The following is a 25018-nucleotide window of genomic DNA, read 5'->3' as shown; positions in this document are numbered from 1 at the left end:
CTCGCTCAGGCGGCTCCCGCCCGCGCCGTTTCGGCCAGGGCGGGCCTCCTGGATCTCGGTGGAGCGAGGCGAGGTCCAGGCGGCGTCCGGGGGTGCCGGGCGGAAGGTCGCATACCGGTGTTGTATGTGGCCTTTCGTCCGGTGCCGCCGGTCGCCGTCTGGGCCCGCCGCAGCCCGCCGATGATCCAGGAGGCCCGCCCTGGGGCGGGAGCCTTCGGCGGCGTGCGGGGTGGCGGGGGAAGTAGCACGGTCGCCGCGGCTGCCACCAGGAGCAGGATCGACCCGATCAGGAACGCTCGGCCGTAACCGGCAGTGACGTCCGCGCCGGAGGTGCCGAGATCTTGGGTATGCGCGGCCGCGATGGTCGCCAGCGCCGCCAGCCCGACCGACCCGCCGATCTGGCGCGAGGAATTCAACAGCCCGGAGACGAGGCCGCTGTCGCCGCGCGCCGCGCCGGTCGTGGCCGCGGCCGCCAGCGGCGTAAAGGTCAACCCGATACCTGCCGTCATTACCATGCCGGGCAGCAGGATGCCGGTGACGAGTCCACTGTCCACGGTGAGCCGGGACTGCCAGAAGAAGCCGGCCGCGGCCACCAGGGAGCCGAGCACCACCGTCGAGCGGATCCCGAGCCGGGCCATCACCCGCGGCGCCGCCCGAGCCGCCGCGATGATCGCCAGCGTGTGCGGCAGGAACGCCAGCCCGGCCTCCAGCGCGCCGTAACCGCGCACGTTCTGGAGGTACAGCGAGACGAAGTACCACATCGCGAAGCCCGCGCCGCCGGTCAGCAGGATCACCACGTTGGCGCCGGAGACGGAGCGCGAGCGGAAGAGCCGCAGCGGCATCAGCGGCTCGCGGGCCACCCAGCGCTGTACGGCCACGAAGACCACCAGCAGAAGCACTCCTGCGGCCACCGGTACCAGCGTCGGCACCGAACCCCAGCCGTGCTCACGGGTCTGGGTCACGCCGTACGCGAGCGAGGTCAGGCCGGCGGTGGCGGTCACCGCGCCGAGCACGTCCAGGCGCCGCCCGCCGCCATCCCGGCCGGGGTCGAGCACGAGCAGCGCGGCGACGATCACGGCGGCGCCGATCGGCACGTTGATCAGCAGCGTCCAGCGCCAGGAGAGCAGGTCGGTCAGGAGCCCGCCGAAGACCGAGCCGGCGGCGCCACCGGCCGCGCCGACCGCGCTCCAGATCGCCACCGCGCGGGCGCGTGCGGGCCCCTCCGCGTACGTCGCCGTCAGGATCGCGAGCGTGGCCGGCATCAGCAGCGCGCCGCCGAGCCCCTGCACCGACCGCGCGGCCACCAGCGCCCAGGGCGCGGTCGCGAGGCCGCCGGCCAGGCTTGCGCCGGCGAAGAGCGCCAGGCCGGCGATCAGCGCGCGGCGGCGGCCGAAGAGGTCGGCCACCCGGCCGCCGAGCAGGAGGAAGCCGGCGAACGCCAGCGCGTACGCATTCACCACCCACTCCAGGCCGCTGGGACCGAAGCCCAGGTCGTCACGCATCGCCGGCAGGGCGACGTTGACGATCGAGACGTCGAGGACGACCAGGAACTGTGCCGCGCAGGTGACCAGAAGCTTCACGGTGGCAACCCCCAAGCGGAGCGGAGCGTTCTGTTCCGCTACGCTAACGGAGCGATCCGTTCCGGTCACGAGTAAGGTGTGTCACATGAGCCGCCGCGCGGAGGCCGACCGTAACGACGAAGCCGTCTTCCTCGCCGCCCGCGACGTCTTCGCCGACGTCGGGGCGGACGCGCCGATGTCCGCGATCGCGGCCCGGGCGGGCGTGGGCATGGGCTCGCTCTACCGGCGCTACCCGAGCAAGGTCGACCTGATGCGGGCTGTCTGCACGACCTCGATGGAACGGTCGATGGCCGAGGCCGACCGCGCGCTCGCCGAGGAGCCGGACGGCTGGTCGGCGCTGACCCGCTACATGCGGCGCTGCGTCGACCTACGGGTGGGCTCGCTGGCCCGGCTGGCCGGCATGTTCCCGGCGACGGCGGAGATGTTCGCGCTGGCCGAGCGGGGGCAGAAGGTGATCGACGAGATCACCGGCCGGGCCAAGGCCGAGGGCACCCTGCGCGCCGACGTGACGAGCGCCGACATCGTCCTCACCATCAGCGAGATGAGCGCACTGCCGGCTGGGCCGTACCGGCACCGCTGGCTGGCGCTCGTGCTGGACGGGCTGCGCGCACCCGGCGCCGGTATCCTCCCCGGCCCGGCGCCGGACTGGTCGAGCGTCCGGGACCGGTGGGTCTACCAGGAAAGCCCGGTCAGCCGCTCGTAGACCTCGATGTACCGGGCCCGGGTAGCCGCCACCACCTCGGCCGGCACCTCCGGGGCCGGGGGCCGCTTGTCCCAGCCGGTGCCGGCCGCCCAGTCACGGACGAACTGCTTGTCGAACGAAAACTGCGCCCGCCCCGGCTGCCACGAGTCGGCCGGCCAGAACCGGGACGAGTCCGGCGTAAGTACCTCGTCGCCGAGCACCAGCGTGCCGTCCGGCGCCCAGCCCAGCTCCAGCTTGGTATCCGCGATCACGATCCCCGGTCGGCCGCGATCTCGGCGCCCCGCTTGTACACCGCGAGGGTGATCCGGCGCAGCTCCTCGGCGGTCTCGGCGCCAACCTCGGCGGCCACGTCGTCGTACGTGATGAACTCGTCGTGTTCGCCCATCGGCGCCTTCGTGGTCGGCGTGAAGATCGGCTCCGGCAGCCGGTCGGCCTCGACAAGCCCGGCCGGCAGCGGTACGCCGGAGACCGCGCCGGACTTCTCGTACTCCTTTAGCCCCAGGCCGGTGAGGTAGCCCCGCGCGATGCACTCGACCTGCACCATCCGCAGCCGGCGGCACCGGATCGCCCGCCCGGCGAACTCCGGCGGCACGTCGGTCGCCGAGATCACGTGATGCGGCACAAGATCGGCGAGCTGCTCGAACCACCACAGCGACAAGCGGGTCAGTACCGCGCCCTTGTCGGGGATCGGAGTGGGCAGCACGACGTCGTAAACGGACACGCGATCTGAAGCGACGAGGATCAGATCGTCGCCGTCCGCGTACACGTCGCGGACCTTGCCGGAATGCAGGAGCTCCACCCGGTCACCGTAGCCGCGAGTACGGCCTGCATAGGCGGCGGGCACGTTCTGGCGGGCAGCGATACCCTTACGCGGTGACAAATCCTGTCGAGTTGCCCTCGCCCTGGCGGGAGGCCCGGTTGACCGTCGTCGTGCCGACGTATAACGAAGTGGACAACGTGGTGTCGCTCGTCGAGCGGCTCCTCGCGCTGCCCATGCCGAGTCTGCACGTGCTCATCGCCGACGACAACTCGCCCGACGGCACGGGCGAGGTCGCCGACAAGCTCGCGGCGGAGAACCCCGGGCGGGTCACGGTGGTGCACCGGGCGGGCAAGGAGGGCCTCGGACGGGCGTATGTGGACGGCATGAGCAGGGCACTCGACGCCGGCGCTGACTACGTGGCGCAGATGGACGCCGACCTGTCCCACCCGCCGGAGGCGCTGCCCGGCCTCTTGGGCACGCTGCTGTCCACCCGGGCCGGCGTGGTGATCGGCTCGCGGTACGTGCCGGGCGGCCAGCTCGACGAAAACTGGCCCTTCTACCGCCGCGCGCTCAGCGGCTGGGCCAACTTCTACGTGCACACCCTGCTCAACGTGCGGATCCGGGACCTCACGGCCGGCTTCAAGGTGTGGCAGGCCGACGTGCTGCGCGACATCGGCCTCGACCGGGTCCAGTCGAATGGGTACAGCTTCCAGGTGGAGATGCATTACCTGGCCACGCAGCTCGGACACACGATCATCGAGGTGCCGATCCGGTTCGAGGAGCGCACCAGCGGTGCCTCCAAGATGACCACGCGGACGAAGGTCGAAAGCGCGGTCATGCCGTTCCGACTGCGCTGGAAGCACCGCTCGAGGGGCGCGTGAGCCTCAGCGGCCCTTGTCGCGGCGTCCCGGGTCAGCACCAGCAGGCTGATCACCACGATCGCCACCACGATCAGGCAGCAGAGACCAGCGAAGAGGCCGAAGCCGCCCAAGCGGGGCCGGCGCCGGGCCACCTCCAGGACAACCTCGTTGTCGGCCGCCCACGCCGCTGCCGGTACGAGCACGGCGACCATAGTGCCGATGAGCACGGCCGTGGCGCGCGCCCACCATCGAGTCAATAACGACATAGCCCCATGGTCCCTTGTCGGGGCAAACGCTACGTGATCGGGGCGCCCTCATTGTGAGGACGCCCCGATTCACCTACTTGATGTGACTCAGCTGACCGAGCCGATCGCCACGCCGGCGCGGCCCACCACGGCACCTTCGTCGGTCGACAGGACCGCCTCGCCGAAGAGGCTGCGCCCGCCGGTCGGCACCGAGTTCGCGGTCACCGTGCCGCTGACCGTGATCGACGCGCCGCTCGCCAGCGGTCCGACCGTCGACGGCACCGCGATGGTGCCGAGCGACGCCGCGAAGAACACGTCGCGGTAGTCGTACGCCGTCGAGCCGGCCGGAACGGCGAACCCGTCGATCTCGATCGTGTACGTGCCGGGCGCCGGGTTGGCGATCGACACCGCCTCCTCGGAGTCACCGTCGGCGGCGAAGGCCACGATCGCCCCGTTGCGGATCACGAACAGGTCGAGGTCCGCACCCGGGTCGCTCGGGTTGCCGATCTTCGCCTCCAGCCGGGTCGCGCCCGCCGGCACCTCCACGTCGAACGTCTGGACCTCGCCGTCGGCGATGGTCGGACGCTGTACCGAGGCGCTGCCGAGCGAGCCGCCCTGGGCGGTCACGTTGATCGGGCCGAACTGGTTGGTCACCGTCCAGCTGACCGGGTTGGCCTGGCCAGCAACGACGCTCGGCAGCTCGATCACCTGCGGCTCGACCTTGACGCCCTGGACCCGCGCCGTGAGCGAGTACGGGTTGTTGAGCGTCGGCGAGGTACGCCGGGACTCGACCTCGATCTCCCACACGCCCGGGACCGGGTTCTCGTACGACCGCTCCTGCGGCTTGCAGACGGCCGGGTCGGAGAAGTTCGTGTAGCAGAACGGGCTGCTGTTGTCCTCCTGCCGCACACCGTGCGGGTTGAACGTGATGAACCGGGTCTGCGAGCCGGTCGCGATGCCGGAGAGGTTCACCTGCAACGCGGCGGCACCCGCCGGCACCGTGACGAAGTAGGACTTGGACGAGTTGCGGTCCACCTCGCCTGCGGCGCTGAACGAGTAGTTCGGCTGCTTCACGTCGTTCGACGCGACAACCGTGTTCAGCACCTCGTAGTCCACAACGGACGTCGCCGGGTCGTCGACCTGGAGGATCGCGCCGTGCGCGCCGATGGACGGCTTCGCCTTGACGGTGATGCTGACGGTCTGGTTCAGCGGCAGCACCACGTTCCGCGGTGCCGAGAACGTGCCGTCGTTGCCGAGCCAGTTCAGCTCGTGCCGGATGTTCTTGGCCGGGCCGCTCGTACGGGTCAGCTTGACCGTGTACGACTTGGACTGCCCCGCCTTGTGGCCGCCGCTCGCCGAGCCGCACCGGTTGTAGAGGCCGGTGCCCTGGTCGGGCGGGGTGAGGAAGTCCGACAGCTCGGTGCAGACCGGCGCCGACGAGGTGTACGTGCGGGTCTCGATGCCGCCACGGATCAGCTGCCAGGCGCCCGGCACGTTGACCATGCCGCTGCCCTGGCCGTACGCCGGCACGCCGTCGATCCACTTGGCCGAGCTGTAGAGCGCCCGGCGCAGGGCGGCCGGGCTGACGCCCCGGTCGGTCGCCTTGGCGGCCGACAGCAGCAGCGCGACCGCACCCGCCGTCTGCGGCGACGCCATCGAGGTGCCGTTGGTCATCAGGAGGCCCGGCGGCAGCGGGTAGCCCGCCTCGGCCACCGGCCCGCCCGGCTGCCACAGCGGCCCGGTCGAGATGGCCGCACCCGGCGCGGTGATGTTCGGCTTGAACCCGCCGTCCTCACGGGGACCGCGCGAGGAGAAGTTGAACAGCGCGTTCTTGACCCGCACGGCCGAACCGTAGTTGGCCAGCCAGGTGTCCTTGCTGACGCTGGCCGCCACGCTGATCACGTCGGTGGCCACCGAGGGGTCGCCGACCGAGTTGACGCCCGGGCCGTCGTTGCCGGCCGAGATGACCAGCTGGACGCCGTAGTCGTTGATCAGGCGGTTGTAGAGCTGGGCGCGGGCGTTGCCGCCGTCGTTGAACGCGGGCAGGCCGCCGATCGACATGTTGACCACGTCGACGCCGCGGTTGATGACCATGTCGGCCATGCCGTCCAGGAGCGCGGCGGCGGTGCAGCCACCGGTCCAGTTGCAGGCCCGGCCGGAGACGAGCTTCGCGCCCGGGGCAGCGCCGTCGAAGACCGAGTTGCCGAGCATGTCGTTGGCGGCGGTGATGCCGGCGACGTGCGAGCCGTGGTTGCTCTCGATGATGCCGATGTTGACGAAGTCGGCGACGCCCGGCAGGCCGGCCGGGGTGGTGTCGACATCCTCGCGGTACTCGACCACGAACGGCATCTGGTCGCGCACCGCGGTGGCCGGGTTGTCCGTACCGAAGTGGCCGACGTCGAACTTCTCCGCGTACGGCCGCATGACAGCGTCGTCGGTGAAGTTGAGGTTCTGGTTGGTGTCGACACGGATGTCGTGGCTCACCGGGTCGTACAGCACACCGAACAGGTCAGCGGTGTCGCCGTCGCGGTTGACGTCACCTGCGGGGTCGCCGCCAGCGGTGATCGCCTCGTTGAACCGGTTGATCTTGTAGGAACCAGCCGGCGCGGTCCAGGTGGCGCCAGCGAACGTGAAGCTCGGCCCGGTCACGGTGGTGAGCATGGCCCGCCAGGTGCCGTCCGGGTCGAAGATGGGGTCGGTCGCGGTGAACCAGTCGACGACCTTCCGCTCACCCGTGGTCGTGGTCTGGAGGGCGGGGTTGTCGAGGTCTACACCGGCGTCGAGGATGCCGATCGTCACGCCGCGCCCGTCCCAGGTCGGGTGCTGCTCCTTGAACTTGACGGCACCCGTCTCGTGCGTCGGCATGAAGGGGTTCGCGGCCGGCGTGTCCGCGCCAGGGCCGGCGACGGTCTGCGCCTTGCCGCCGTTACCGGCGGCCTTGTGGTCGGGGGTCGGGTCGGGCAGCGGGATCGACTCGTTCAGGTCGATGGCGGTGACACCCGGCAGCTTCGCGGCCTTCTCCACGGATCCGGTGGGGACGCGGGCGCGGACGTAGCCGATCGAGTCGTACTGCTTGGCGACGCTGCCGCCCAGCTTCGTGATCTCGGTCGCGACATCCTTGGCGTCGCCGTCGTCCGTCGCGACGATGAGCATGACGTGCTGCTCGCCCTTCGCCTTGGCCTGGGCGAGCAGGTCGGCGTCGTGGGCGTCGAGGGTGTCCGCTGGTGCGCTCTTGATGATTTCAGGCGAGTCCGTCGGGTCGGCGCTGGCGGGTGAGGGAAGACCCGCGAGCGTCATGCCTGCCGCTACGCCTGAGGCGAGCAGCAGGGCAGCGCTACGCCGCCCCCACTTGGGGAGTTTTCTCACGTACCGTTCCTCCGGAGTGCAGGTGCCCTGTTGTGCAGGGCGCGACAGGCGAGATCCTTCGCTTCCCGACAATGGGTGTCACTGCCCCATGAACGGTTGTGACCTTCTCGTGACGTTACTCAGTACAAATTAGACAATCACGTTAAGTTGCCTTCAGGCAGCTCGAAGCGGGCCCGCTGGTCGACCGGCACCAGATCCAGGTACTCGTGGTGCCGGGAGATGTAGCGCCGCACGAACGGGCAGAACGGCAGCACCGCCGCCCCCTCCGCACGGGCCGCGTCGAGCGCGCCGCGCACGAGCACCGAGCCGAACCCGCGCCCCTCGAACCGCTCGTCGACCTCTGTGTGCAGGAAGGAGATCGCGGACTTGTTTCGCCGGTACGACGCGAAACCCGCCGCCTCCCCGTCCACCAGCAACTCGAACCGGCTGGCTGGACGGTCCTCCACCACCACTACGGCGTCACCCATGCGTCGATTGTCCCCCAAGTCGACGGGGCGCCCCGCCGGGCGCCACCTGGCGAGGCATGCTGTAACCCATGGATCCGCGACCGGCGAGCTTGTCGCGCGCCGGTGTCGCGGCGCGCGTCCTGGCCACCGTCGTCGGGCTGGCGCTGCTGGTCGGGGGCACGTTCTGGGGTTCGGACGACGACTTCCCGTTCGCGCCGTTCCGGATGTACGCGGGGGTGAACCCGCCGGACGAGGACGCTCCCGACCCGCGCGTCGAGGGCACGCTCGCCACCGGCGCGGCGACGCCCCTCGGGCAGAACGAGACCGGCATCCGCCGGGCCGAGGTGGAGGCCAAGCAGGATCAGTACGTGGCCCAGCCGGCCCTGCTCGCCGAGATCGCCGACGCGTACGCGCGGCGCCACCCCGGCGCGCCCCGGGTTGTCGAGGTGCGGCTGGTCATGCGGTGGCACGAGATCCAGGACAGCCGCCCGACCGGCGAGCACCGGGACGAGGTCCTCGCGGTGTGGCGGGCGCGGTGATCCGCTGGGCCGGGTTCGCCGCCGCGGTCCTGCTCGCCGTGGGCTCGTACGCGGCGGGCGCGCTCCCCGGCGGTGACCCGGGTGCCGACCTGCGCCGGCTGGGTCTCGACGCCACCCCGGTGTCGTTCCAGATCGGGTTGGCCGCCTGTGTGCTGGGGCTGGTCGGGCTTGTCGTGGCCTGGTGGCGGCTCGGTGCGATGGTCCGGGCCGGCACTGTCGGCGCCCCCGCGCTGGCGGTCACCGGCGTCCTCTGGGCGCTTCCCCTGGTCGTAGCGGCGCCGCTGGGCAGCCGCGACGTCTACTCGTACGCCTGCCAGGGCTGGCTCTTCGCGAACGGCGCCGACCCGTACAGCCTGAGTCCCGCGGCCGGCGGATGCCCGTGGGTGGACGCGGTGGCGCCGGTCTGGCAGGACGCGACCGCGCCGTACGGTCCGGTGGCGATCGCCCTCGCCGCGGCCGCCGCCTGGCTGGGCGGCGGCCTGCTCGTGTCGGTCGGCGCGCTGCGGCTCGTCGCGGTCGCCGGGGTGGTGCTCGCCGCGGTCGCGCTGCCCCGCCTCGCCCGCGCCTGCGGCGTGGAGCCGACCCGCGCCACCTGGCTCGGGGTGTGCACGCCGCTCGTGGCCGTACACGCGATCGCCGGCGCGCACCACGACGCGCTCGTCGCCGGCCTCGTGGTTGCCGGGCTGGCCGCCGCGACCACCCGCAGACCCTTAGGGCCTGTCTCCTGGATACAGGCCCTAGGCGCCGGCCTCCTGCTCGGGCTGGCGGTCGCGGTCAAGGTGACCGCGGTGGTGGCGCTGCCGTTCGCGGTGCTGCTGGTGGCCGGCGCCGCCCGGCGCTGGCTGCTCGCTGGGGCGGCCGGTAGCGCCTTCGCCGCCACGTCGCTGGCGGCCGGGCTCGGCTTCGGCTGGGTCGCGGCGGTATCCGGCACCACCGACCAGACACAGTGGACGTCCCTGCCCACCGGGGTCGGGATGAGCGTGGGGTACGTGCTGCGCGGCTTCGGCGCCGGGGCGGGTGCGGACGACGCGGTGCTCGTCGCCCGCGTGGCCGGCCTCGCGCTCCTCGCACTCGTCCTGCTCGGGCTGGCTGCCAGCGCCTGGCGGCGACGCGTCGATACCCGCGCGGTCGTGCTTCGCTGCGGTGCCGCGCTCGCCGCACTCGCGCTGCTCTCCCCTGTCTTCTACCCCTGGTACGCACTGACCGCGCTGGCCGTGCTCGCCGCCGCGGCCGAGGCCCCGGCGCGGCGCTGGCTCGCGATCACCACTGGCGCGCTCACCTTTCTCATCCTGCCGAACGGGCTCGGCGTGGCCACGCTCACGAAGCTGCCCGGTGCGTTCCTGGACCTGGCGCTTGTCGTCGCGGTGGCCTGGATCTGGCTGCCCCGCACCCGTGAGCCGGCCGGGCGGCTGCTGCGGCGGCTCATTCCAGTGCGATAGCCGAGGTGCCCGGGAGCGTCACCGTCACCACAAGCCCGCCGCCATCCCGTGGCCGCGCGGTCGCCTCGCCGCCGTGCGCCCGGGCCACCGCGCGCACGATGGACAGGCCGAGGCCGGCGCCGGGTGCGGCCGCGCCGATCCGGTCGCCCTCCAGCCGGTGGAACGGCTCGAAGAGGCGGGGTACCTCGTACGGCGGCACGACCGGCCCGGTGTTGGTGACCACAAGCACGACCGAGCCGTCCGGCTGCGTGTCGCTGGTGACGCCGACCCAGCCGTCCGCCGGCACGTTGTAGCGCACACCGTTCTCGACGAGGTTCTGCACCAGCCGCTCCAGCAGCACCGGATTGCCGGTCGTGGGCGCCGTACCGGCCTCGGTGAGGATCGAGGCCGCCCCCTGTTTGGCCTGCTCCGCCACGTGCTCCACGATGTCCGCGAGATCCACGTAGGAGCGCTCGGTCACCTCGCGCTCGGAGCGGGCCAGTACCAGCAGGCCGTCCAGCAGCCGCTCGTGGCGCCCGTTGATCTCCAGCAGGGTCTCGCCGAGCTGCCGCACCTCCAGCGAGGCGGTCCGCCGGTGTACGGCCACCTCCAGCAGCGCCCGGTTGATCGTCAGCGGGGTACGCAGCTCGTGCGACGCGTTGGCCACGAACCGCCGCTGGCCGTCGAACGACCTGTCGAGCCGCTCCAGCATCACGTCGAACGTGTCCGCCAGCTTCTTCACCTCGTCGTGCGGCCCGTCCAAGGCGATCCGCTCGTGCAGCCCGCGGTCGGCGGCCGGGGCGTCGGCGATCCGGGCGGCCGTCTCGGTCATCCGCTGTAGTGGCTGGAGCAGCCGCCCGGCGATGATCCAGCCGAACGCGGTCGCCGCCGCGCCGGCCAGCACCAGCGCGATCCCACCCTGGGTGAGCAGCGCGTCGAGCGCGTCGTCCCAGGTGTTCTGTACGACCTTCGACTCGAACGTGCCACCAGTCCCCTGCGGCATCTCCTGCCCCGGAGGGAGCTGGGATGTTCCCTGGCGCGTGACGATCCGCTGGTCGGGGTCTGGCATCCGCTGGGCGATGAGCGCGTACGTCACGCCGAGCAGCAGCACGCCGGCGACCAGGAAGAGCCCGCCGTAGACGAGCGTCAGGCGGGCGCGGATGGTCAGGCGGGACCAGCCGGGAGCGGCGCGCTTCATGGGATCCGGTACCCCACTCCCGGGTCGGTGAGCACGACGGGCGGGTCGCCGAGCTTGCGGCGCAGCTTCAGGATCGTCATCCGCACCGCGTGGGTGAACGGGTCCGCGTGCTCGTCCCACGCCTTCTCCAGCAGCAGCTCGGCGGAGACCGCGGCGCCCTCGGCCCGGAGCAGCTCGGCCAGCACCGCGAACTCCTTGCGGGACAGCGGGACGTACCGCCCGTTCCGGTACACCTCGCGGCGGTGCAGGTCGAGCCGGATCCCGGCGCGCTGGAGCACCGGCGGCGCGGCCGGACGGGAGCGGCGGCCGAGCGCCACGACGCGGGCGGCGAGCTCCGGAAAGGCGAAGGGCTTGGGCAGGTAGTCGTCGGCGCCGAGGCTCAGCCCGGCCACCCGGTCGTCGATCCCGGCGGAGGCGGTGAGCATCAGTACCCGCACCGGGGAGTCGCCGGCCACGACCGCGCGGCACACGTCGTCGCCGTGTACGACCGGCAGGTCACGGTCGAGCACCACCACGTCGTAGTCGTTGACATCGATCCGTTCGAGCGCGGCGCCGCCGTCGTGCACGACGTCGACAGCGTGCGCGTCGCCGCGCAGCCACTCGGCGACCGCGCCGGCGAGCAGCGGCTCGTCCTCGACCACCAGGATCCGCATACCCCCAATGGTGACCCACGGTGACGTCAAGCGAGCGTCACCATTTTCGGAAACGCCCCCGTGATCCCCGCCCCGCTCTACTCGGCGATGGCGGCCGGATGAGCCGGCCGCCGCCAACCAACGACCGGGGAGAGGATCATGCGAATCAGAACAGGCCTCCTGCTCGGGCTGCTGCTGGCCCTGAGCGCGGCCGGCTGCGCCGGGGGCGGTGACAGCGGCGGCCAGGTGGCCACCGCTGGCGGCAAGAGCGCGGAGCCAACGGCGAGCGCCGAGCCGAGCGGCGGAAACGACAGGGAGGCGGCACTCGAGTTCTCGAAGTGCATGCGGCAGAACGGCGTCCCCAACTTCCCTGATCCCGAGGTGGGCGAGAGCGGCGAGTTCCGGCTGGCGCTGCCCGACGGAATCGATCGGGTGAAGCTCGAGGCGGCACAGGAGAAGTGCAAGCGGTTCATGCCGAACGGTGGCGAGCCGCCGAAGGTCGACCCTGAGCGGCTGGAGCAGATGCGCCAGTACGCCAAGTGCATGCGGGAGAACGGCGTCCCCAAGTTTCCGGACCCGCAGGAGGACGGCGGCATGCGGATCAACGGCGGCGAGGTCGACCCGGAGGGCCCGGCGTTCAAGGCGGCCGAGGAGAAGTGCCGCTCGGTCCGGCCGGACGGCCCTGGCGGCGGCACCCGTACCGAACGGAGGAACGCGTGACCGGGCGGCGCCGCCGCCGGACCGGCCGGGTGGTGGCCGCCGCGGGCGCGGTGGTGGTCGCCGGTGCGGTCGTCGCTACAGGGCTCGGCCTCGGACTGCCGGGTGGCGAGGCGTCGGGTGAGGCGGGCAGCGACCTGCCACCGGCAACGGCCGAGGTGACCCGGCAGACGCTGGTGGACACACAGGTGGAGAGTGGCGAGTTGGGGTACGGCGCCACGATCTCGGCGGCCGCCCGCGCTGCCGGTACGGTGACGGGTCTGCCGGCGACGGGGGCGTCGGTCAAACGGGGGCAGGCCCTCTACCGGCTGGACAACGCACCGGTCGTGCTGCTGTACGGGTCGCTGCCGGCGTACCGGGCGCTCGCCGTGGACACCGAAGGCGCCGACGTCACCCAGCTCGAAAAGAACCTGAACGCCCTCGGGTACGACGGGTTCACGGTCGACGACGAGTACACAAGCGCGACCGCCGAGGCCGTGAAGGAGTGGCAGGAGGACCTGGGCCTGCCGGAGACCGGGACGGTCGAGCTGGGCCGGGTGGTCTTCGCCTCCGGCGAGGTACGGGTCGACAGCCAAGGCGCCGAGGTGGGCGAGCCGGTCCAGCCGGGCACGGCGGTCCTCTCCTACACGGCTACCGCCCGCGTGGTCAGCGTCGAGCTGGAGGTCGCCGACCAGCGGCTGGCCCGCAAGGACGCGGCAGTCAGCGTGACGCTGCCGGACGGCAAGGAGGCCCCGGGCAAGATCACGAAGACCGAGCTGGTCATCAAGCCGGCCGAGGGTCAGGACCCGGCTTCGACCACGGTGGAGGTGACCATCGCGGTCGACGACCCGAAGGCGGTGGCCGGCCTCGACCAGGCGACGGTCGACGTCACGTTCACCGCCTCCGAGCGGGAGAACGTGCTCACCGTGCCGGTCGCCGCGCTGCTCGCCCTCGCCGAGGGCGGGTACGGGGTACAGGTGGTCGAAGGCACCGCCACCCGGATCGTGGCGGTGGAGACCGGCATGTTCGCCACCGGCCGGGTGGAGGTCTCTGGCGACGGCATCGCCGAGGGCATGACCGTGGGGATGCCCTCGTGAAGGCGGTTGTCGAATTGGAGGGGGTGACGAAGGAGTACCCGGGCGGGGTGGTCGCGGTACGCGGCGTCTCGCTGAGCGTCGAGTACGGCGAGGTGGCCGCGATCGTCGGCCCGTCCGGTTCGGGCAAGTCGACGATGCTGCACCTGATCGGCACGCTGGACCGCCCCTCGGCCGGCGTGGTCCGGATCGACGGGTACGACGTTGCCGCACTCTCCGACCGCCAGCTCTCCGCGCTGCGGGCACGCCGGATCGGCTTCGTGTTCCAGCAGTTCCATCTCGCGAATGGACAGTCGGCATTGGACAACGTCGCGGACGGGCTGCTCTACGCGGGCGTACCCCTAAAAGAGCGGAAGCGGCGGGCGGAGGCCGCGCTGGACCGGGTCGGGCTGGCGCACCGCCTGGATCACATGCCGCACGAGCTGTCCGGCGGGGAACGGCAGCGGGTGGCGATCGCCCGCGCAGTGGCCGGCGAGCCGGCGCTGCTGCTCGCGGACGAGCCGACCGGAAACCTCGACTCCGCCTCGGGCGGCGGGGTGATGGCGCTGCTGCGCGAGCTGCACGCGTCCGGTACCACGGTCCTCGTCATCACCCACGACCACGACATCGCGGCCAGCCTGCCCCGACAGGTGTCCATGTTGGACGGGAGGTGGTCTGAGTGGCGACGGTGCTCTCCCCTTCCCGGCTCCGCCCGCGCGACGTGCTGCGGGTCGGCGGTGCCGGGCTGAAGACCCGGCCGATGCGGGCGTTCCTGTCCGCGCTCGGCATCGCGATCGGCATCGCCGCGATGACCTCGGTGGTCGGCATCTCCTCGTCCAGCCGGGCCGAGCTCGACCGCGAGCTGGCCGCGCTCGGCACCAACCTGCTGACCGCGGGGCCGGGCAAGACGGTCTTCGGCGAGGACGCGACACTGCCCACCGAGTCGGTGGCGATGGTGGCACGGATCGGTCCCGTGAACGAGGTCGCCGCCATCGGGAAGGTGCCGGACACGAAGGTGTACCGTAGCGACCGGATCCCGGAGGCGGAGACCGGTGGTATGAGCGTGCAGGCCGCCCACCTCGACCTGCTCGGCACGGTCGGCGCCACGCTCGCCAGCGGTACGTGGCTGAACGCGGCCACGTCCCACTACCCCGCCACGGTGCTGGGCGCCTCGGCGGCGCGCCGGCTGGGCGTCGGCGCGGCCGGGCCGGACATCCAGGTGTACATCGGCGGCAAGTGGTTTACGGTCGTCGGGATCCTGGACGGGGTGCCGCTCGCACCGGAGCTGGACTCGGCGGCGCTCGTCGGCTGGCCGGCCGCGGAGTCCTACCTGGGCTTCGACGGCCACCCCACGACCGTCTACACGCGTTCCGACGAGGCGGCCGTGGAGGCGGTACGGGGCGTGCTGGCCGCGACCGCCAACCCCGAGGCACCGAGCGAGGTGGAGGTGTCCCGGCCGTCGGACGCGCTGGAGGCGCAGCGGGCGACCGACCGGGCGTTCACCGGGCTGCTGCTGGGGCTCGGCGCGGTAGCACTGCTCGTGGGCGGTGTGGGGGTGGCCAACACGATGGTCATCTCCGTGCTGGAACGGCGGTCCGAGATCGGACTGCGCCGCTCGCTGGGTGCCACGCGCGGCCAGATCCGGGTCCAGTTCCTGGCCGAGTCGCTGCTGCTGTCGGCGCTCGGCGGGGCGGGTGGGGTCGTACTCGGTATCGCGGTCACCACGGTGTACGCGGGCACCCGCTCGTGGCCGTCGGTGATGCCGGCTTGGGCGATGGCCGGCGGGGTGGGCGCGACGCTCCTGATCGGGGCGGTCGCCGGCCTGTACCCGGCGATCCGCGCCGCCCGGCTGGCCCCGACGGAGGCGCTGGCCACACCGTGAATCGGCGGTGGCGCCGGGCCTACCGGCGCGGCGCCACGCCGAGGACGGCCCAGACGACCTTCCCACCCTCGGCGGGCAGGCTCCCCCAGTGCTGGGAGACCGCGTCCACGAGCGCCAGCCCGCGGCCGGAGAGAGAGGTGAACGAGACCTCGCGGCGCAGGACCGGCTCGTCCGTGCTGCCGTCCCGTACCGCGATGTGCAGGTAGCGATCCCGCAGCGACAGGCGCAGCGTCATCATCGTGTTCGCGTGCGCGACGACGTTGTTGACCAGCTCGGTCACCACTGTGCACGCCGGCCCCACAAGCTCCGGCACGTCCCACTGGAAACACACCTCGGTGGCGAGTTCGCGGGCGCGCCGCCCGGCGCCGACCACGGGCAGCAGATCCTCGCTCACGGAGGGGGCCGCCGAGCCGAGCGGGAGCGACCGCACCGCGTCGGCCAGGCTGGGCAGCACGGGCAGCCGGCGGTCCATCGAGCGGAGCCGCAGGATCTCGGCCGCGTCGGCCTGCGGCGCGCAGAGCACGAGCGGTACGGCCGGCCACTGCTCCGCCTGCCGCGCCACCGCGACGAAGATCGACAGGGCGCTCGGGTCGGCGAGGCGCATACCGGACAGGTCGATAAGCACCGCCTCGGGCTGTGCGGCCAGACACTGGATGAGGGCCGAACGGACCGCGTTGGCGCCCTTGACGTCCAAGACTCCCACCACACGCGCCACCGCGTACGCCTGGCGATCGTCAATCAGACACTGGACGGCTGTCGGCATGGCACCTCGTTGTCCGCAGGGGGCCTCCACGCGAGGTTACCCGCCGTTCGCCCCGGAAAACCGTGATCACTGTGGGTTAGGAAGGAGGTTGGGCATGCTCCGCGACGACTGCGTCGATCACCAAAAGGTGATGATCCGAAGGCAGCGGTCGCCACGAGGCCCGGGGCACCATGATTCGTCCTTATCCAAGGGGGGTTACCGGTCCGCCCTCCTCGGGTACGGTCCGTTGCGGAGGGATGGTCGATGACATACGACTTCGACCTCCGGGTGGAGATGCCGAGCGGGGGCACCGCACGGGTAGTCGTCAGCGGCGAGATCGACATGGCAGTAACAGAGGCGCTTTCGGCGAGTGTGCTCGGCGTTCTCCGCGCCGACGGGGTCCGTTTTGTCGAGGTGGAGTTATCCGCGGTGGGATTCATCGATGCCTGCGGTGTGGGTGCCCTGCTCGCTGCGCGAAATGACGCGCACGGGCAGGGGAAAACTTTAGTGGTGCGTGGCGCGCGCGGTCTGCCCCGGCGGGTCCTGGAGATGACGGGTGTATTCGCTGTACTGGCTGGAAAGCCGGTCGGGGCAAGGTGATGCTCAGGCGTCTGCGGTGCACCCCCGCCCATGAGCCACCGCTGGCCATCCTGCACATCGACGGCCAGCTCACTCTGCGGAACGCGGCACAGCTTCGTACCGCGCTGCTCAAATGCCTTGCGGAGCAGCCGATCGCGATCCTCGTCGACGTCGCCGGACTCACCGTCGAGGAAGATCTGAGCCTCACAGCGTTCATGGCGGCGTCCCGGCACGCGGCCGCGTGGCCCGGGGTTCCGCTGCTCGTCTGCGCGCCATCGCGTGACCTGCGGGCGGCGCTGCGCAGGCTGGGCGCCGACCGGCAGCTGACTCTCTGCACCGACCTCGACCACGGACGCACCGTCGCCGCGCGGCGCGAGCTGCCGGCGCAGGTGCGCGACCGCTTTCCGCCCGCCGCCGCATCGGTACGCGCCGCGCGCACCCTCGTGTCAGGAGCGTGCCAGCGTTGGCGCCTGGCGGTTGTGGTCGAACCGGCTCGCCTTGTCACCACCGAGCTGGTCACAAACGCGGTACGCCATGCCGGTACGCCCATCGAGCTGACCGTCACACGTGGCCGCCGATACCTTCATCTCGCCGTGCGCGACTATCACCAACGACGGGCGCGGCGCATCGGTTCGGACGGCGCGACGGGGCCCCGTGGGCGTGGTCTTTTGCTCGTCGAGGCTGTCTCGGCAAGTTGGGGTTGCACTCTCTTGCCCGACGGTAAGGTCACGTGGGCAAGCCTTCATCTAATGGCACGTTCGCGTATCTGATCCATTGGGATATCGGCCAGCCGACTGGGTAGGAACCGCGAGTTCGCCCGCGCCCACTCGGGGCCCCGTGCCATCCAAGGGCTTTCTGTCATCAAGGAGGCGGTGATGCACTCGGAACAGGACACTGCCCAGCTGAACCTCGACGAGGAGGCGGCGCGGTACGGCGAACGCGTCGCGGATGAACCGTCCGCTCGGGCGGATTTCGTGGAGCTTTGCCTGCCCCTTGCCCATCGGCTCGCCCACCGCTACCGCGGGCGGGGTGAGCCGTTCGCGGACCTGGAGCAGGTGGCCCGCCTAGGCCTGGTCAAGGCGGTCGACAGGTATGACGCGGAACGCGGTTCCTTTACAGCGTTCGCGGTCATCACGATCCTCGGCGAGCTGCGCAAGCACTTCCGCGACCGCACCTGGGGCGTACGCGCGCCGCGGCGGCTCCAGGACCTGGTCGTGCAGATCCGCCACGCGGGTTCGGACCTGACCAACACGCTGTCCCGCGCGCCGAGCACCACCGAGCTCGCGGATCGCCTGCACACCACCACCGACGAGGTGGACAAGGCGATGCTCTCGGCCGCCGGCTACACACTGCTGTCCTTGAACGCGCCGGTCACCAGCCCTGGCTCCGGCGGGGGTACGGCCGAACGCGGTGACCTGATCGGCGAGGTCGACGGTGACCTGGCCGCGATCGACGACCGGCTCACCATCCAGTCCCTTCTGGACCGGCTGCCGGAGCGGGAGCGGCGGATCCTCATCCTCCGCTTCTACGGCAACCTCACCCAGGTGGAGATCGCGCAGCGGTGCGGCATCTCGCAGATGCACGTCTCGCGCCTGCTCTCCAAGACGCTGACCTGGCTGCGCCACGCCATGCTCAGCGACACGCCGCCGCACTGGGGCGAAGTGGACGACACCGGGCTCGGCGCACCTCGCCTGCGGGTGACGACAACACCGGCCGGCGGTGGCACGCTGACCGTCTCCGTCGGCGGCGAGGTCGACCGAGACAGCGCCGACGAGCTGCGGCAGGCAATCCTGAACGGGCTTGCCCGCCGGCCGAACCGCCTGCACCTCGACCTGTCCGCCGTACCGTTCCTGGACGCGGCCGGGATCGCGGCGCTGGTGTCCGGTTACCAGGAGGCCCGGCGGGCCGCGGTCGAGTTCCGCCTGCGCGGCACCCAGCCGCACGTCCGGCGGATTCTCGCGGTTGCTCGGCTGCCGTATATGTAGAGGAATGCAGCACTCCTCGCCCCGCCGGTGACCGCCGGCGCGGTGGTCGAGGAGGTGGGCCGCGACTTGGCGCGGTGGCTCCGCCCGGTGGCGGCGGCATTCGCGTCGCTCGCCGTCCTTGTCGCCGGCGCCGCCCTGTGGGAGTACGGCCGCCGGGCCGGCACTGCCACACCCGTCGATCCGCACGACGTGCTGTTTCTCGCCGGCATAGGGCATCTCGGCGTGCAGGCGGCGCTGCGCAGCCGCACCCGGCGTGGCCGCCTCCGCTGGCGTCCCGCCCTCGTCCTACCCGGCGGCACCCGACCGGGCCTGCTCGCGCGGCGTTCCAGGTGGGCATGGGCGATCGAGGTGGCCGCTGGGGGCGCCGTCGTCGGCAGCGGCCTGGTCTGGGGCGGCTCGACGATAGGTGCCTGGGAGGGGCGCATCAGCTCCGCGGTGGGCGTCGCGGCTCTGCTCGTGTCCGCGTTCGCGGTCTTCCGGAGCCTGCGCCGTCCCAGGTTCGTCGCTATCACCTCGACGGGCGTGACGACGGAGGACGAGGCGCTGCCGTGGGAGCGGATCGCCTCGGTGCTGCGCGACAAGAAGGGCGTCCACCTGCGCCTGCGGGACCAGGTGCGGTACGTCACCGTGGGTGGCCACGACTACTCGATCTCGAACGAGCACCTCGCGCACGTGATCGAGTACTACCTCGCCACCCCGGACCGCCGGATCGCACTGGACGTCAACGTGCCTGGACCTCTCGGAGCCGTTCGATGAGGAAGGCGCGCTCGACCTCGTTGTCGGTCAGGGCAAGCGCCTCCTCGTACGCGCCGGCCGCCTCCGCCCAGCGGTGCAGCCGCCGGAGCAAGTCCGCCCGTACGGCGCTGAGGTAGCCGTACGTAGCCAGCGCCGGATCGGCCAGCAGCGGCGCCAGCGCGTCGAGGCCGGCGGCTGGGCCGTCCCGGAAGCTGATCGCGACCGCGCGGTTGAGCTTCACCACCGGCGAGGGCCAGAGCTGGAGCAGCACGCCGTAGAGCGAGACGATCTCCGTCCAGTCCGTCTCCTCCCAGCTACGGGCCTCCGCGTGCACGGCGGCGATCGCGGCCTCCACCGCGTACCGGGTCGGCGCCCGCCGCCGCAGCGCGTCGGTGAGCAGGGCCGTGCCTTCGCTAATCAGCTGGCTGTCCCATCGACTTCTGTCCTGTTCGGACAGAAGCAGCAGCCGCCCGCTCTCGGACGTGCGGGTGTCCGCCCGCGCCTCGACGAGCAGCAGCAGGGCGAGCAGGCCGGTGATCTCCGCTTCGTTCGGCATCAGTAGGTGCAGCATGCGGGCCAGCCGGATGGCGCTCCCGGTCAGGTCCCGCCGGATCAGCTGCGCCCCGGTCGGCGCGGTATGCCCGGTCGTGAAGATCAGGTGTACGACCTCCAGGACCGCGCTCACCCGCTCGCCCAGCTGGTCGGGCGCCGGCACCCGGTACGGGATGCGGGCCGTGGCGATCTTCTTCTTGGCGCGCGTGATCCGCGCGGCCATGGTCGCCTCCTGCACCACGTACGCCCGCGCTACCTCAGCGGTGGACAGGCCGCACACGAGCCGCAGGGTCAACGCGACCTGCGCGTCCCGCCCGAGTGCGGGGTGGCAGCAGGTGAAGATCAACCGCAGCCGGTCGTCGTCCAAGCCGTCCTCCGGCCCGGGCACCCGCTCGTCGGCCGCCAGCAGCGGCATCGCCCGCCGGAAGTTCGACTCCCGCCGCAGCACGTCCCGCGCCCGGTTGCGGGCGATCGTGGTGAGCCAGGCGCCGGGCCGATCCGGGATGCCGGTCTCCGGCCAGGTGAGCAGCGCCTGAGCGTACGCCTCCTGCGCGCACTCCTCCGCCAGGTCGAGGTCCCGGGTGAGCTGCGCGGTGGTGGCGAAGACCCGCGCCCACTCGGTGCGGTGCGCCTCCGCCACCGCCTCGCCCACCGTGCGATTCGCGATCGCCTCGGTCACGTTGCTATCCGTGATCGATTATTGGCCGGATTTCGACGCCGCTGTGAGCGACGTGCACCTCGGGCAGCCGGGCGGCGAGCGCCAGCACCTCGTCGAGGTCCGCGGCCTCGACCAGGTAGTAGCCGCCAACCGCCTCCTTCGCCTCGAGGAACGGCCCGTCCGTCGTGGTCACCCCGTCAGCGCCGTCGGTGCGCAGCGTGGTCGCCATCGGCGCCAGCTCCAACTCGTGGCCGCCAAGGACCCGTGAACCGCCCGCATCGCGAAACGCCGCGTGCGCCGCCTCGTTCGCCTCTTGCTGCGCGGGGGTCATCGCCTCCCACTGCTTCGCGTCGCCGTAGATGAGAATGATGTACTTGGCCATGTCGATGTCCTATCGTGACCGGCCCCGGCGGGCCTCCTACCCTACGACGAGCCCGGACACCGTCAGATCGACAACGCGCGGCAGAAAATCTTGGACCGCCTACCTGACCGGCTCGACGCCGTACTCGCAATAGGCCGCCCGCCCCCGCGCTCTGGCACCGATCCCGGTGCGGATGCGCCGGACCAGCCTCGTGATCGTGTACTGGTCGAGGTCTTCCGCCGCGACAAACCGCCACTCGTCCAGCTCCCCGTCCACGAAGGCGATGCGCGCCCGGTCCTCCTCGCTCAGCTCGCCGCCGTCGAAGAGGAAGACCATCTTGTCGCCCTCACGCTCGGCAGGCGCCCAGTCCACGACCAGGAGCCCACCGATGGGGACCGTCAGCCCGATCTCCTCACTGACCTCCCGCGCACAAGCCGCCATCGGCGACTCGCCAGGCTCGACGATCCCGCCCGGGAGATCCCAGTAGTCCTTGTAGGTCGGGTGGACGAGCATGACGTGGCCGGCCTGATCGAAGAAGAGCGCGGCCGCCGCGACCCGCGGCGTGGCCATGGGCGGAGGAGCTGCTGGGACTGCCGTCACAAATGGCAGCGTAGGAGGCTTTCAGTCGAGGAAGTACAGAGCTTCGTAGAGTTCGCGGGCGGCGCGGGCGTGGCGGCGGGTCACCCGCTGGCGGGCGGTGTTCTCGATGACGCGCCAGCGGGCGGCGAGGCGGTCGGCCTCGCGGGCCTGGGTGGGGCGGTCGGTGCCGGCGGGAAGGCCCAGGCAGGCAGCCGGGCTGCCGCCGGTCGCCAGCGCCACGAGTTCCCGCCCGTCCGGCTCGGGCAGGGTGAGCGTGCCGGAGGCAAGGTCGGCGAGAGCAGTGCCGAGCTCGGCCTGGCGCATCAGCGGATGGGTGCGCACTTCGGCGAGCCCGGCCCGCAGCGCCACGAGTACCCGATCGTCGCCGCCGGCGCCCCCGGCCGCCTGATCGAGGGAGTGGATCGCGCGGGCGGCGCGCAGGCGGTCGGCGGAGGCGACGAAGCGGCCGCGGATCTCCGACTCCAGCTCGTCGATGCCGGAGGCGGCCCGCAGGTGGCTCAGCATCGCCGCGCTGCCGCGGGTGCCGCTGTGCCAGGCCGCGAACGCCTCCGCGATGCCGTGGCGGCCGAGCAGGCCGAGCAGGCGCCGGCGGTCCCCCGCCGGCAACGGGCCGGCGTCCCAGGCTAGGAAGGCATCGCCGGAGTAGAGCGCCTCGGTGAGGTCGGCCTCCGTCGTGGCGGCGAGGCGAGCGATCCGGGCGGTGTCGTCATCGGTGTACCCGTCGCCGGCCGCTGCCTGGGCCAGCAGTCCGACCACCGGCACGATCGTGCCGACCAGGCCGGTCAAGGAGCGGGAGTACCGGCCGGCTATGCGGCGGGCGTGCGGCCACGGGTCGCCGGTGCCGCTGCCAAGCTCGTCGATCCGGCTCAGCACGCCCAGCACGGTGGCGGCGGTGATCGAGCCGGACGCCTTGCGGCGCAACGCCTCCAGCGCCTCCTGCTCGCCCTGCCCGGGATGGGGCATCACGTAGAGCAGCGCGTCGGCTCGGGCGAGAGCCGCCATGGCCACGTCGTCGAGGCCGCTGAGCGAGTCGACGCCAGGAGTGTCCACGATGGTGTACTCGGCCAGCCGCCGGTTGGCCAGCTCGACCTCCAGCTCTTGGATCTCCTCCAGCGGCACGCCGAGGCCGGACAGTTCGTACGGGATCCCGCCTCCGGGGCGCGCGCCGGTCTCGACTCGCCGGCCGTCGGTGCTGTGCACGACGACCCTGTTCTGCGGCCCCGCCCGGAACCAGGCGACCAGCAGCGTGCACTCGGTGGCGGCGGTCGCCGCGACCTCCTGGCCGACGAGCGCGTTGATGAGCGTGGACTTGCCGGCTTTCATCCGACCGCCGACGGCGATCCGTAGTCCCGGCTCGGCCAGCCGGTCGAGTACGGAGTGGATCTCCGACAGCAGCGGCCCAGGCGGCAGCTCGGCGGCCGCGGCCCCGGCGATCGCCCGGACCCGCCGGCACAGCGGGCCCGGGACGCCGCCCGCCTCCGGGGCGGCGCCGGTGGGCGGGTGTCCCGCCACCACCGGGCCGCCAGCCGAGCGGGTCACGCTGGGCCGGAGAGGTAGCCGCGCAGCTCAGCCGCCCGACGTGCCACCGCCGTCACCGATGCCACGTCGGCTGCGGTCGAGGCGTGCTGGGTGGCGAGCTCCTCCTGCTGCTTGCCGACGTTGTCCCGGTGCTCGGCCAGCTCCCGCTCCACCGCCTGCCGCTGCTCGGCCAGCCGCTGGCTAATCGACTCGGACAGCTGTGCGCCCGCCTGGGCCAGCCCTTCGCGGATCTTCGGCGGTACCTCCGTGTTCAGCTCGTTGGTGATCCGGTTGAGGTAGCGCTGTGCGTCGGCGCGTCCCTCGTGGAGCTGCTGGAGCCGCTTGCGGCGGCCCATCAGACCGGCGGTCACCCCGATGCCGACGAAGAACGGGATCCAGATCCCGCCGGTCGCGACGGCGAGCACCGTGAACGCGAGGGAACCCGCACCGTACGCGGGCATCAGCCGCTCCACACCGGCGAAGAAGCCCACGTGGTCGCGAGGGCCGACGACCGGGGCGGGCATCCGCTGGAGCCGCTCGGGCAGCGCCATGTGGTTGGCCACCTCGACCGCGCCGGCGTTGTGCAGCTCGCCGCCGATCTCCCGGCTGATCCGGCTGAGACCCTCGCGGGTCGCGTTCTCAAGCTGCATCCACACACCGCGGATGCCGTCCTCGAGGTCACCGGCGAGCTCGGCGAAGTCTTCCGGGCCGGCGGTACTGATCTTCTCCTCGACGATCGCCCGGAGGTCGTTGACGCTGCGCCGGAAGCCCAGCTGGAGCACGCTCTCCAGCTCCTTCAGGCGGCTGGCGAGGGTCTTGCGCCATACCGCGTCGCGGTCGGCCAGGTCACGTACCGCCGCCTCGCGGGTGGCCAGCTCATCGGCAAGCCCGGGGTCGAGGGTTAGCGACCGCATGCGACGCTCGTACATCTCTAGGAGCGGGTCGACCGCCATCGTGACCACGTGCACGGCGTTGGCGAGGCGGACGGCGGCCGCTCGGCGGGCCACCTGCTCGACGATGGCCTCCTGGAGGGCCGGGAATCCGCTGAACTCCAGGCGCCGCGCCGCCACCTCCGCGTTGCCCCCGGCGAGCGCGAGGTCGGCGTCGGTCTTGGCGCGGCTGCTGACCGCGAACCACGACGCTGCCTGGTACCGCGGCGCGTGTTGGGCAATCAGAGCCTGGTTGCGCCCGAGGATCTCCCGCCAGGCGGGGTACTTGTCGATCTGGGTGAGCACGAAGATCACGGTGGCCACCCGCTGCGTGGCCTGCCCGAGGAACGCGAGCTCGGAGGCGGTTAGCTCGGTGCCGCCGTGTACGACGAACAGCAGCGCGTCGGCCATGCCGAGGGTCGCGAGGGTGATCTGTGTGTGCCCGGAGACGAGGCCGCCGACGCCGGGCGTGTCGACGAGCGCGACCCCCTCGGCGAGCATCGGGCTGGGCAGTCCGACCTCGACCGAGGTGACGTCGTCCCGGTACGGAGCGCCGGTGGCCGGGTCCATCGCCACGTACCGGTGGATGTCGGCCGGCTCGATGGGCATCGGCTCGTCAGCACCCGTGACGAGGGCCGCGGCCCGCAGGTGGGGCGCGTGGCGCACGAGTACATGCACGCTGGTGGCGATGTCGACCTCGACGGGCATCAGGTTGGCGGCGCCGACGAGCGCGTTGATGAGCGAGCTCTTGCCCCGCTTCTTCTCGCCGACGACCACCACCGTGGCCTCGTCCGCGGTCAGCCGCCCCGCCTCGGCCCGGATCAGCTGCGCCGCCTGGGTGTCGCGGTACGTCTCGCCGTACTGCTCGACCACGTCGGCCGCGTCGTTGCAGAGCCGGATGACCGGCTGGGTGAGCGGATGCCGGTCGGCCGGCTGTTCCTGCGTCATGGGAGCCTCCCTG

General features: G+C 71.9%; 23 protein-coding genes and 1 pseudogene. 12 read left to right on the top strand and 12 right to left on the bottom strand.

The genetic code is table 11. From position 1 onward, the window contains the following. Positions 1–5: 5 nt before the first annotated feature. Positions 6–1580: an MFS transporter gene (locus Pflav_RS37930; protein WP_232072375.1), complete on the bottom strand. Its 1575-nt coding sequence runs from the start codon at positions 1578–1580 to the stop codon at positions 6–8. 85 nt (positions 1581–1665) lie between these two features. On the opposite strand from Pflav_RS37930, the gene Pflav_RS37925 reads away from it, so the two are divergent. Then, positions 1666–2283 (top strand): TetR/AcrR family transcriptional regulator, encoded by a 618-nt coding sequence (locus Pflav_RS37925; protein ID WP_173041426.1) that lies wholly within the window; start codon positions 1666–1668, stop codon positions 2281–2283. On the opposite strand, the pseudogene Pflav_RS37920 reads toward Pflav_RS37925, so the two are convergent. Further along, positions 2253–3082, bottom strand: a pseudogene (locus Pflav_RS37920) (phosphoribosylaminoimidazolesuccinocarboxamide synthase). The gene Pflav_RS37925 and the pseudogene Pflav_RS37920 sit on opposite strands and share 31 nt — an antisense overlap. A 74-nt stretch (positions 3083–3156) precedes the next feature. On the opposite strand from Pflav_RS37920, the gene Pflav_RS37915 reads away from it, so the two are divergent. After that, on the top strand, positions 3157–3924 hold the full coding sequence (locus tag Pflav_RS37915; RefSeq protein ID WP_173041425.1) for a polyprenol monophosphomannose synthase: 768 nt from the start codon (positions 3157–3159) through the stop codon (positions 3922–3924). 332 nt (positions 3925–4256) lie between these two features. Here Pflav_RS37915 and Pflav_RS37910 read toward each other — a convergent pair whose 3' ends face one another. Then, the gene (locus Pflav_RS37910; RefSeq protein ID WP_377310354.1) at positions 4257–7514 is read right to left on the bottom strand and encodes a S8 family serine peptidase; all 3258 of its coding nucleotides are present in this window, start codon (positions 7512–7514) and stop codon (positions 4257–4259) included. 137 nt (positions 7515–7651) lie between these two features. Next, positions 7652–7981, bottom strand: a complete 330-nt coding sequence (locus Pflav_RS37905; protein WP_173041424.1) for a GNAT family N-acetyltransferase — start codon at positions 7979–7981, stop codon at positions 7652–7654. A 68-nt stretch (positions 7982–8049) separates the two neighbouring features. Here Pflav_RS37905 and Pflav_RS46730 point away from each other — a divergent pair, with 68 nt between their 5' ends. Beyond that, complete coding sequence (locus tag Pflav_RS46730; protein WP_232072374.1) at positions 8050–8499, top strand: hypothetical protein; 450 nt, start codon at positions 8050–8052, stop codon at positions 8497–8499. Next, entirely contained in the window at positions 8484–9938 is a 1455-nt protein-coding gene (mptB, locus tag Pflav_RS37900) for a polyprenol phosphomannose-dependent alpha 1,6 mannosyltransferase MptB (protein WP_232072372.1), read from the top strand. The genes Pflav_RS46730 and mptB overlap by 16 nt, the downstream gene beginning before the upstream one ends. Here mptB and Pflav_RS37895 read toward each other — a convergent pair. Both Pflav_RS37895 and Pflav_RS37890 read right to left on the bottom strand, forming a co-directional pair. Further along, on the bottom strand, positions 9922–11115 hold the full coding sequence (locus Pflav_RS37895) for a sensor histidine kinase (protein WP_173041422.1): 1194 nt from the start codon (positions 11113–11115) through the stop codon (positions 9922–9924). The genes mptB and Pflav_RS37895 overlap by 17 nt on opposite strands. Next, positions 11112–11768, bottom strand: coding sequence for a response regulator transcription factor (locus tag Pflav_RS37890; protein ID WP_173041421.1), 657 nt, complete (start codon positions 11766–11768; stop codon positions 11112–11114). The genes Pflav_RS37895 and Pflav_RS37890 overlap by 4 nt, the downstream gene beginning before the upstream one ends. Positions 11769–11906: 138 nt before the next feature. Between Pflav_RS37890 and Pflav_RS37885 the strand changes: the two genes are divergently transcribed. Genes Pflav_RS37885 through Pflav_RS37870 form a run of 4 tightly spaced genes read left to right on the top strand, consistent with a single transcriptional unit; the run spans position 11907 to position 15398 of the window. Further along, positions 11907–12467, top strand: a complete 561-nt coding sequence (locus Pflav_RS37885; RefSeq protein WP_173041420.1) for a hypothetical protein — start codon at positions 11907–11909, stop codon at positions 12465–12467. Further along, complete coding sequence (locus tag Pflav_RS37880) at positions 12464–13540, top strand: efflux RND transporter periplasmic adaptor subunit (RefSeq protein ID WP_173041419.1); 1077 nt, start codon at positions 12464–12466, stop codon at positions 13538–13540. Before Pflav_RS37885 ends, Pflav_RS37880 begins: the two co-directional genes overlap by 4 nt. After that, entirely contained in the window at positions 13537–14265 is a 729-nt protein-coding gene (locus tag Pflav_RS37875; protein ID WP_173041418.1) for an ABC transporter ATP-binding protein, read from the top strand. Before Pflav_RS37880 ends, Pflav_RS37875 begins: the two co-directional genes overlap by 4 nt. Beyond that, complete coding sequence (locus tag Pflav_RS37870; RefSeq protein ID WP_232072791.1) at positions 14205–15398, top strand: ABC transporter permease; 1194 nt, start codon at positions 14205–14207, stop codon at positions 15396–15398. The genes Pflav_RS37875 and Pflav_RS37870 overlap by 61 nt, the downstream gene beginning before the upstream one ends. A 19-nt stretch (positions 15399–15417) precedes the next feature. On the opposite strand, the gene Pflav_RS37865 is transcribed toward Pflav_RS37870, so the two are convergent. Then, on the bottom strand, positions 15418–16104 hold the full coding sequence (locus Pflav_RS37865) for an ATP-binding protein (RefSeq protein WP_173041417.1): 687 nt from the start codon (positions 16102–16104) through the stop codon (positions 15418–15420). Between the two features lie 300 nt (positions 16105–16404). On the opposite strand from Pflav_RS37865, the gene Pflav_RS37860 reads away from it, so the two are divergent. The 4 genes from Pflav_RS37860 to Pflav_RS37845 all read left to right on the top strand — a co-directional run bounded on the left by Pflav_RS37860 (position 16405) and on the right by Pflav_RS37845 (position 19460). Then, complete coding sequence (locus tag Pflav_RS37860) at positions 16405–16740, top strand: STAS domain-containing protein (RefSeq protein ID WP_173041416.1); 336 nt, start codon at positions 16405–16407, stop codon at positions 16738–16740. Continuing rightward, positions 16740–17489, top strand: coding sequence for an ATP-binding protein (locus tag Pflav_RS37855; RefSeq protein ID WP_173041415.1), 750 nt, complete (start codon positions 16740–16742; stop codon positions 17487–17489). Before Pflav_RS37860 ends, Pflav_RS37855 begins: the two co-directional genes overlap by 1 nt. A 105-nt stretch (positions 17490–17594) precedes the next feature. Continuing rightward, positions 17595–18704: a SigB/SigF/SigG family RNA polymerase sigma factor gene (locus Pflav_RS37850; RefSeq protein WP_173041414.1), complete on the top strand. Its 1110-nt coding sequence runs from the start codon at positions 17595–17597 to the stop codon at positions 18702–18704. A 27-nt stretch (positions 18705–18731) separates the two neighbouring features. Further along, the gene (locus Pflav_RS37845) at positions 18732–19460 is read left to right on the top strand and encodes a hypothetical protein (protein WP_173041413.1); all 729 of its coding nucleotides are present in this window, start codon (positions 18732–18734) and stop codon (positions 19458–19460) included. Here Pflav_RS37845 and Pflav_RS37840 read toward each other — a convergent pair. The 5 genes from Pflav_RS37840 to Pflav_RS37820 all read right to left on the bottom strand — a co-directional run bounded on the left by Pflav_RS37840 (position 19426) and on the right by Pflav_RS37820 (position 25005). Then, on the bottom strand, positions 19426–20658 hold the full coding sequence (locus Pflav_RS37840; protein ID WP_173042860.1) for an RNA polymerase sigma factor: 1233 nt from the start codon (positions 20656–20658) through the stop codon (positions 19426–19428). The genes Pflav_RS37845 and Pflav_RS37840 overlap by 35 nt on opposite strands. A 16-nt stretch (positions 20659–20674) precedes the next feature. Continuing rightward, positions 20675–21031 (bottom strand): YciI family protein, encoded by a 357-nt coding sequence (locus Pflav_RS37835; protein WP_173041412.1) that lies wholly within the window; start codon positions 21029–21031, stop codon positions 20675–20677. A 99-nt stretch (positions 21032–21130) separates the two neighbouring features. Next, the gene (locus tag Pflav_RS37830; RefSeq protein ID WP_173041411.1) at positions 21131–21580 is read right to left on the bottom strand and encodes an NUDIX domain-containing protein; all 450 of its coding nucleotides are present in this window, start codon (positions 21578–21580) and stop codon (positions 21131–21133) included. 51 nt (positions 21581–21631) lie between these two features. Continuing rightward, complete coding sequence (locus Pflav_RS37825; protein WP_173041410.1) at positions 21632–23149, bottom strand: dynamin family protein; 1518 nt, start codon at positions 23147–23149, stop codon at positions 21632–21634. Beyond that, positions 23146–25005, bottom strand: coding sequence for a dynamin family protein (locus Pflav_RS37820; RefSeq protein WP_173041409.1), 1860 nt, complete (start codon positions 25003–25005; stop codon positions 23146–23148). The genes Pflav_RS37825 and Pflav_RS37820 overlap by 4 nt, the downstream gene beginning before the upstream one ends. Positions 25006–25018: the final 13 nt, after the last annotated feature.

This window comes from Phytohabitans flavus, assembly GCF_011764545.1.
Taxonomy (GTDB): domain Bacteria; phylum Actinomycetota; class Actinomycetes; order Mycobacteriales; family Micromonosporaceae; genus Phytohabitans; species Phytohabitans flavus.
The sequence above is the reverse complement of the archived record's forward strand: the minus strand, read 5'-3'. Positions and strand labels throughout refer to the sequence as shown.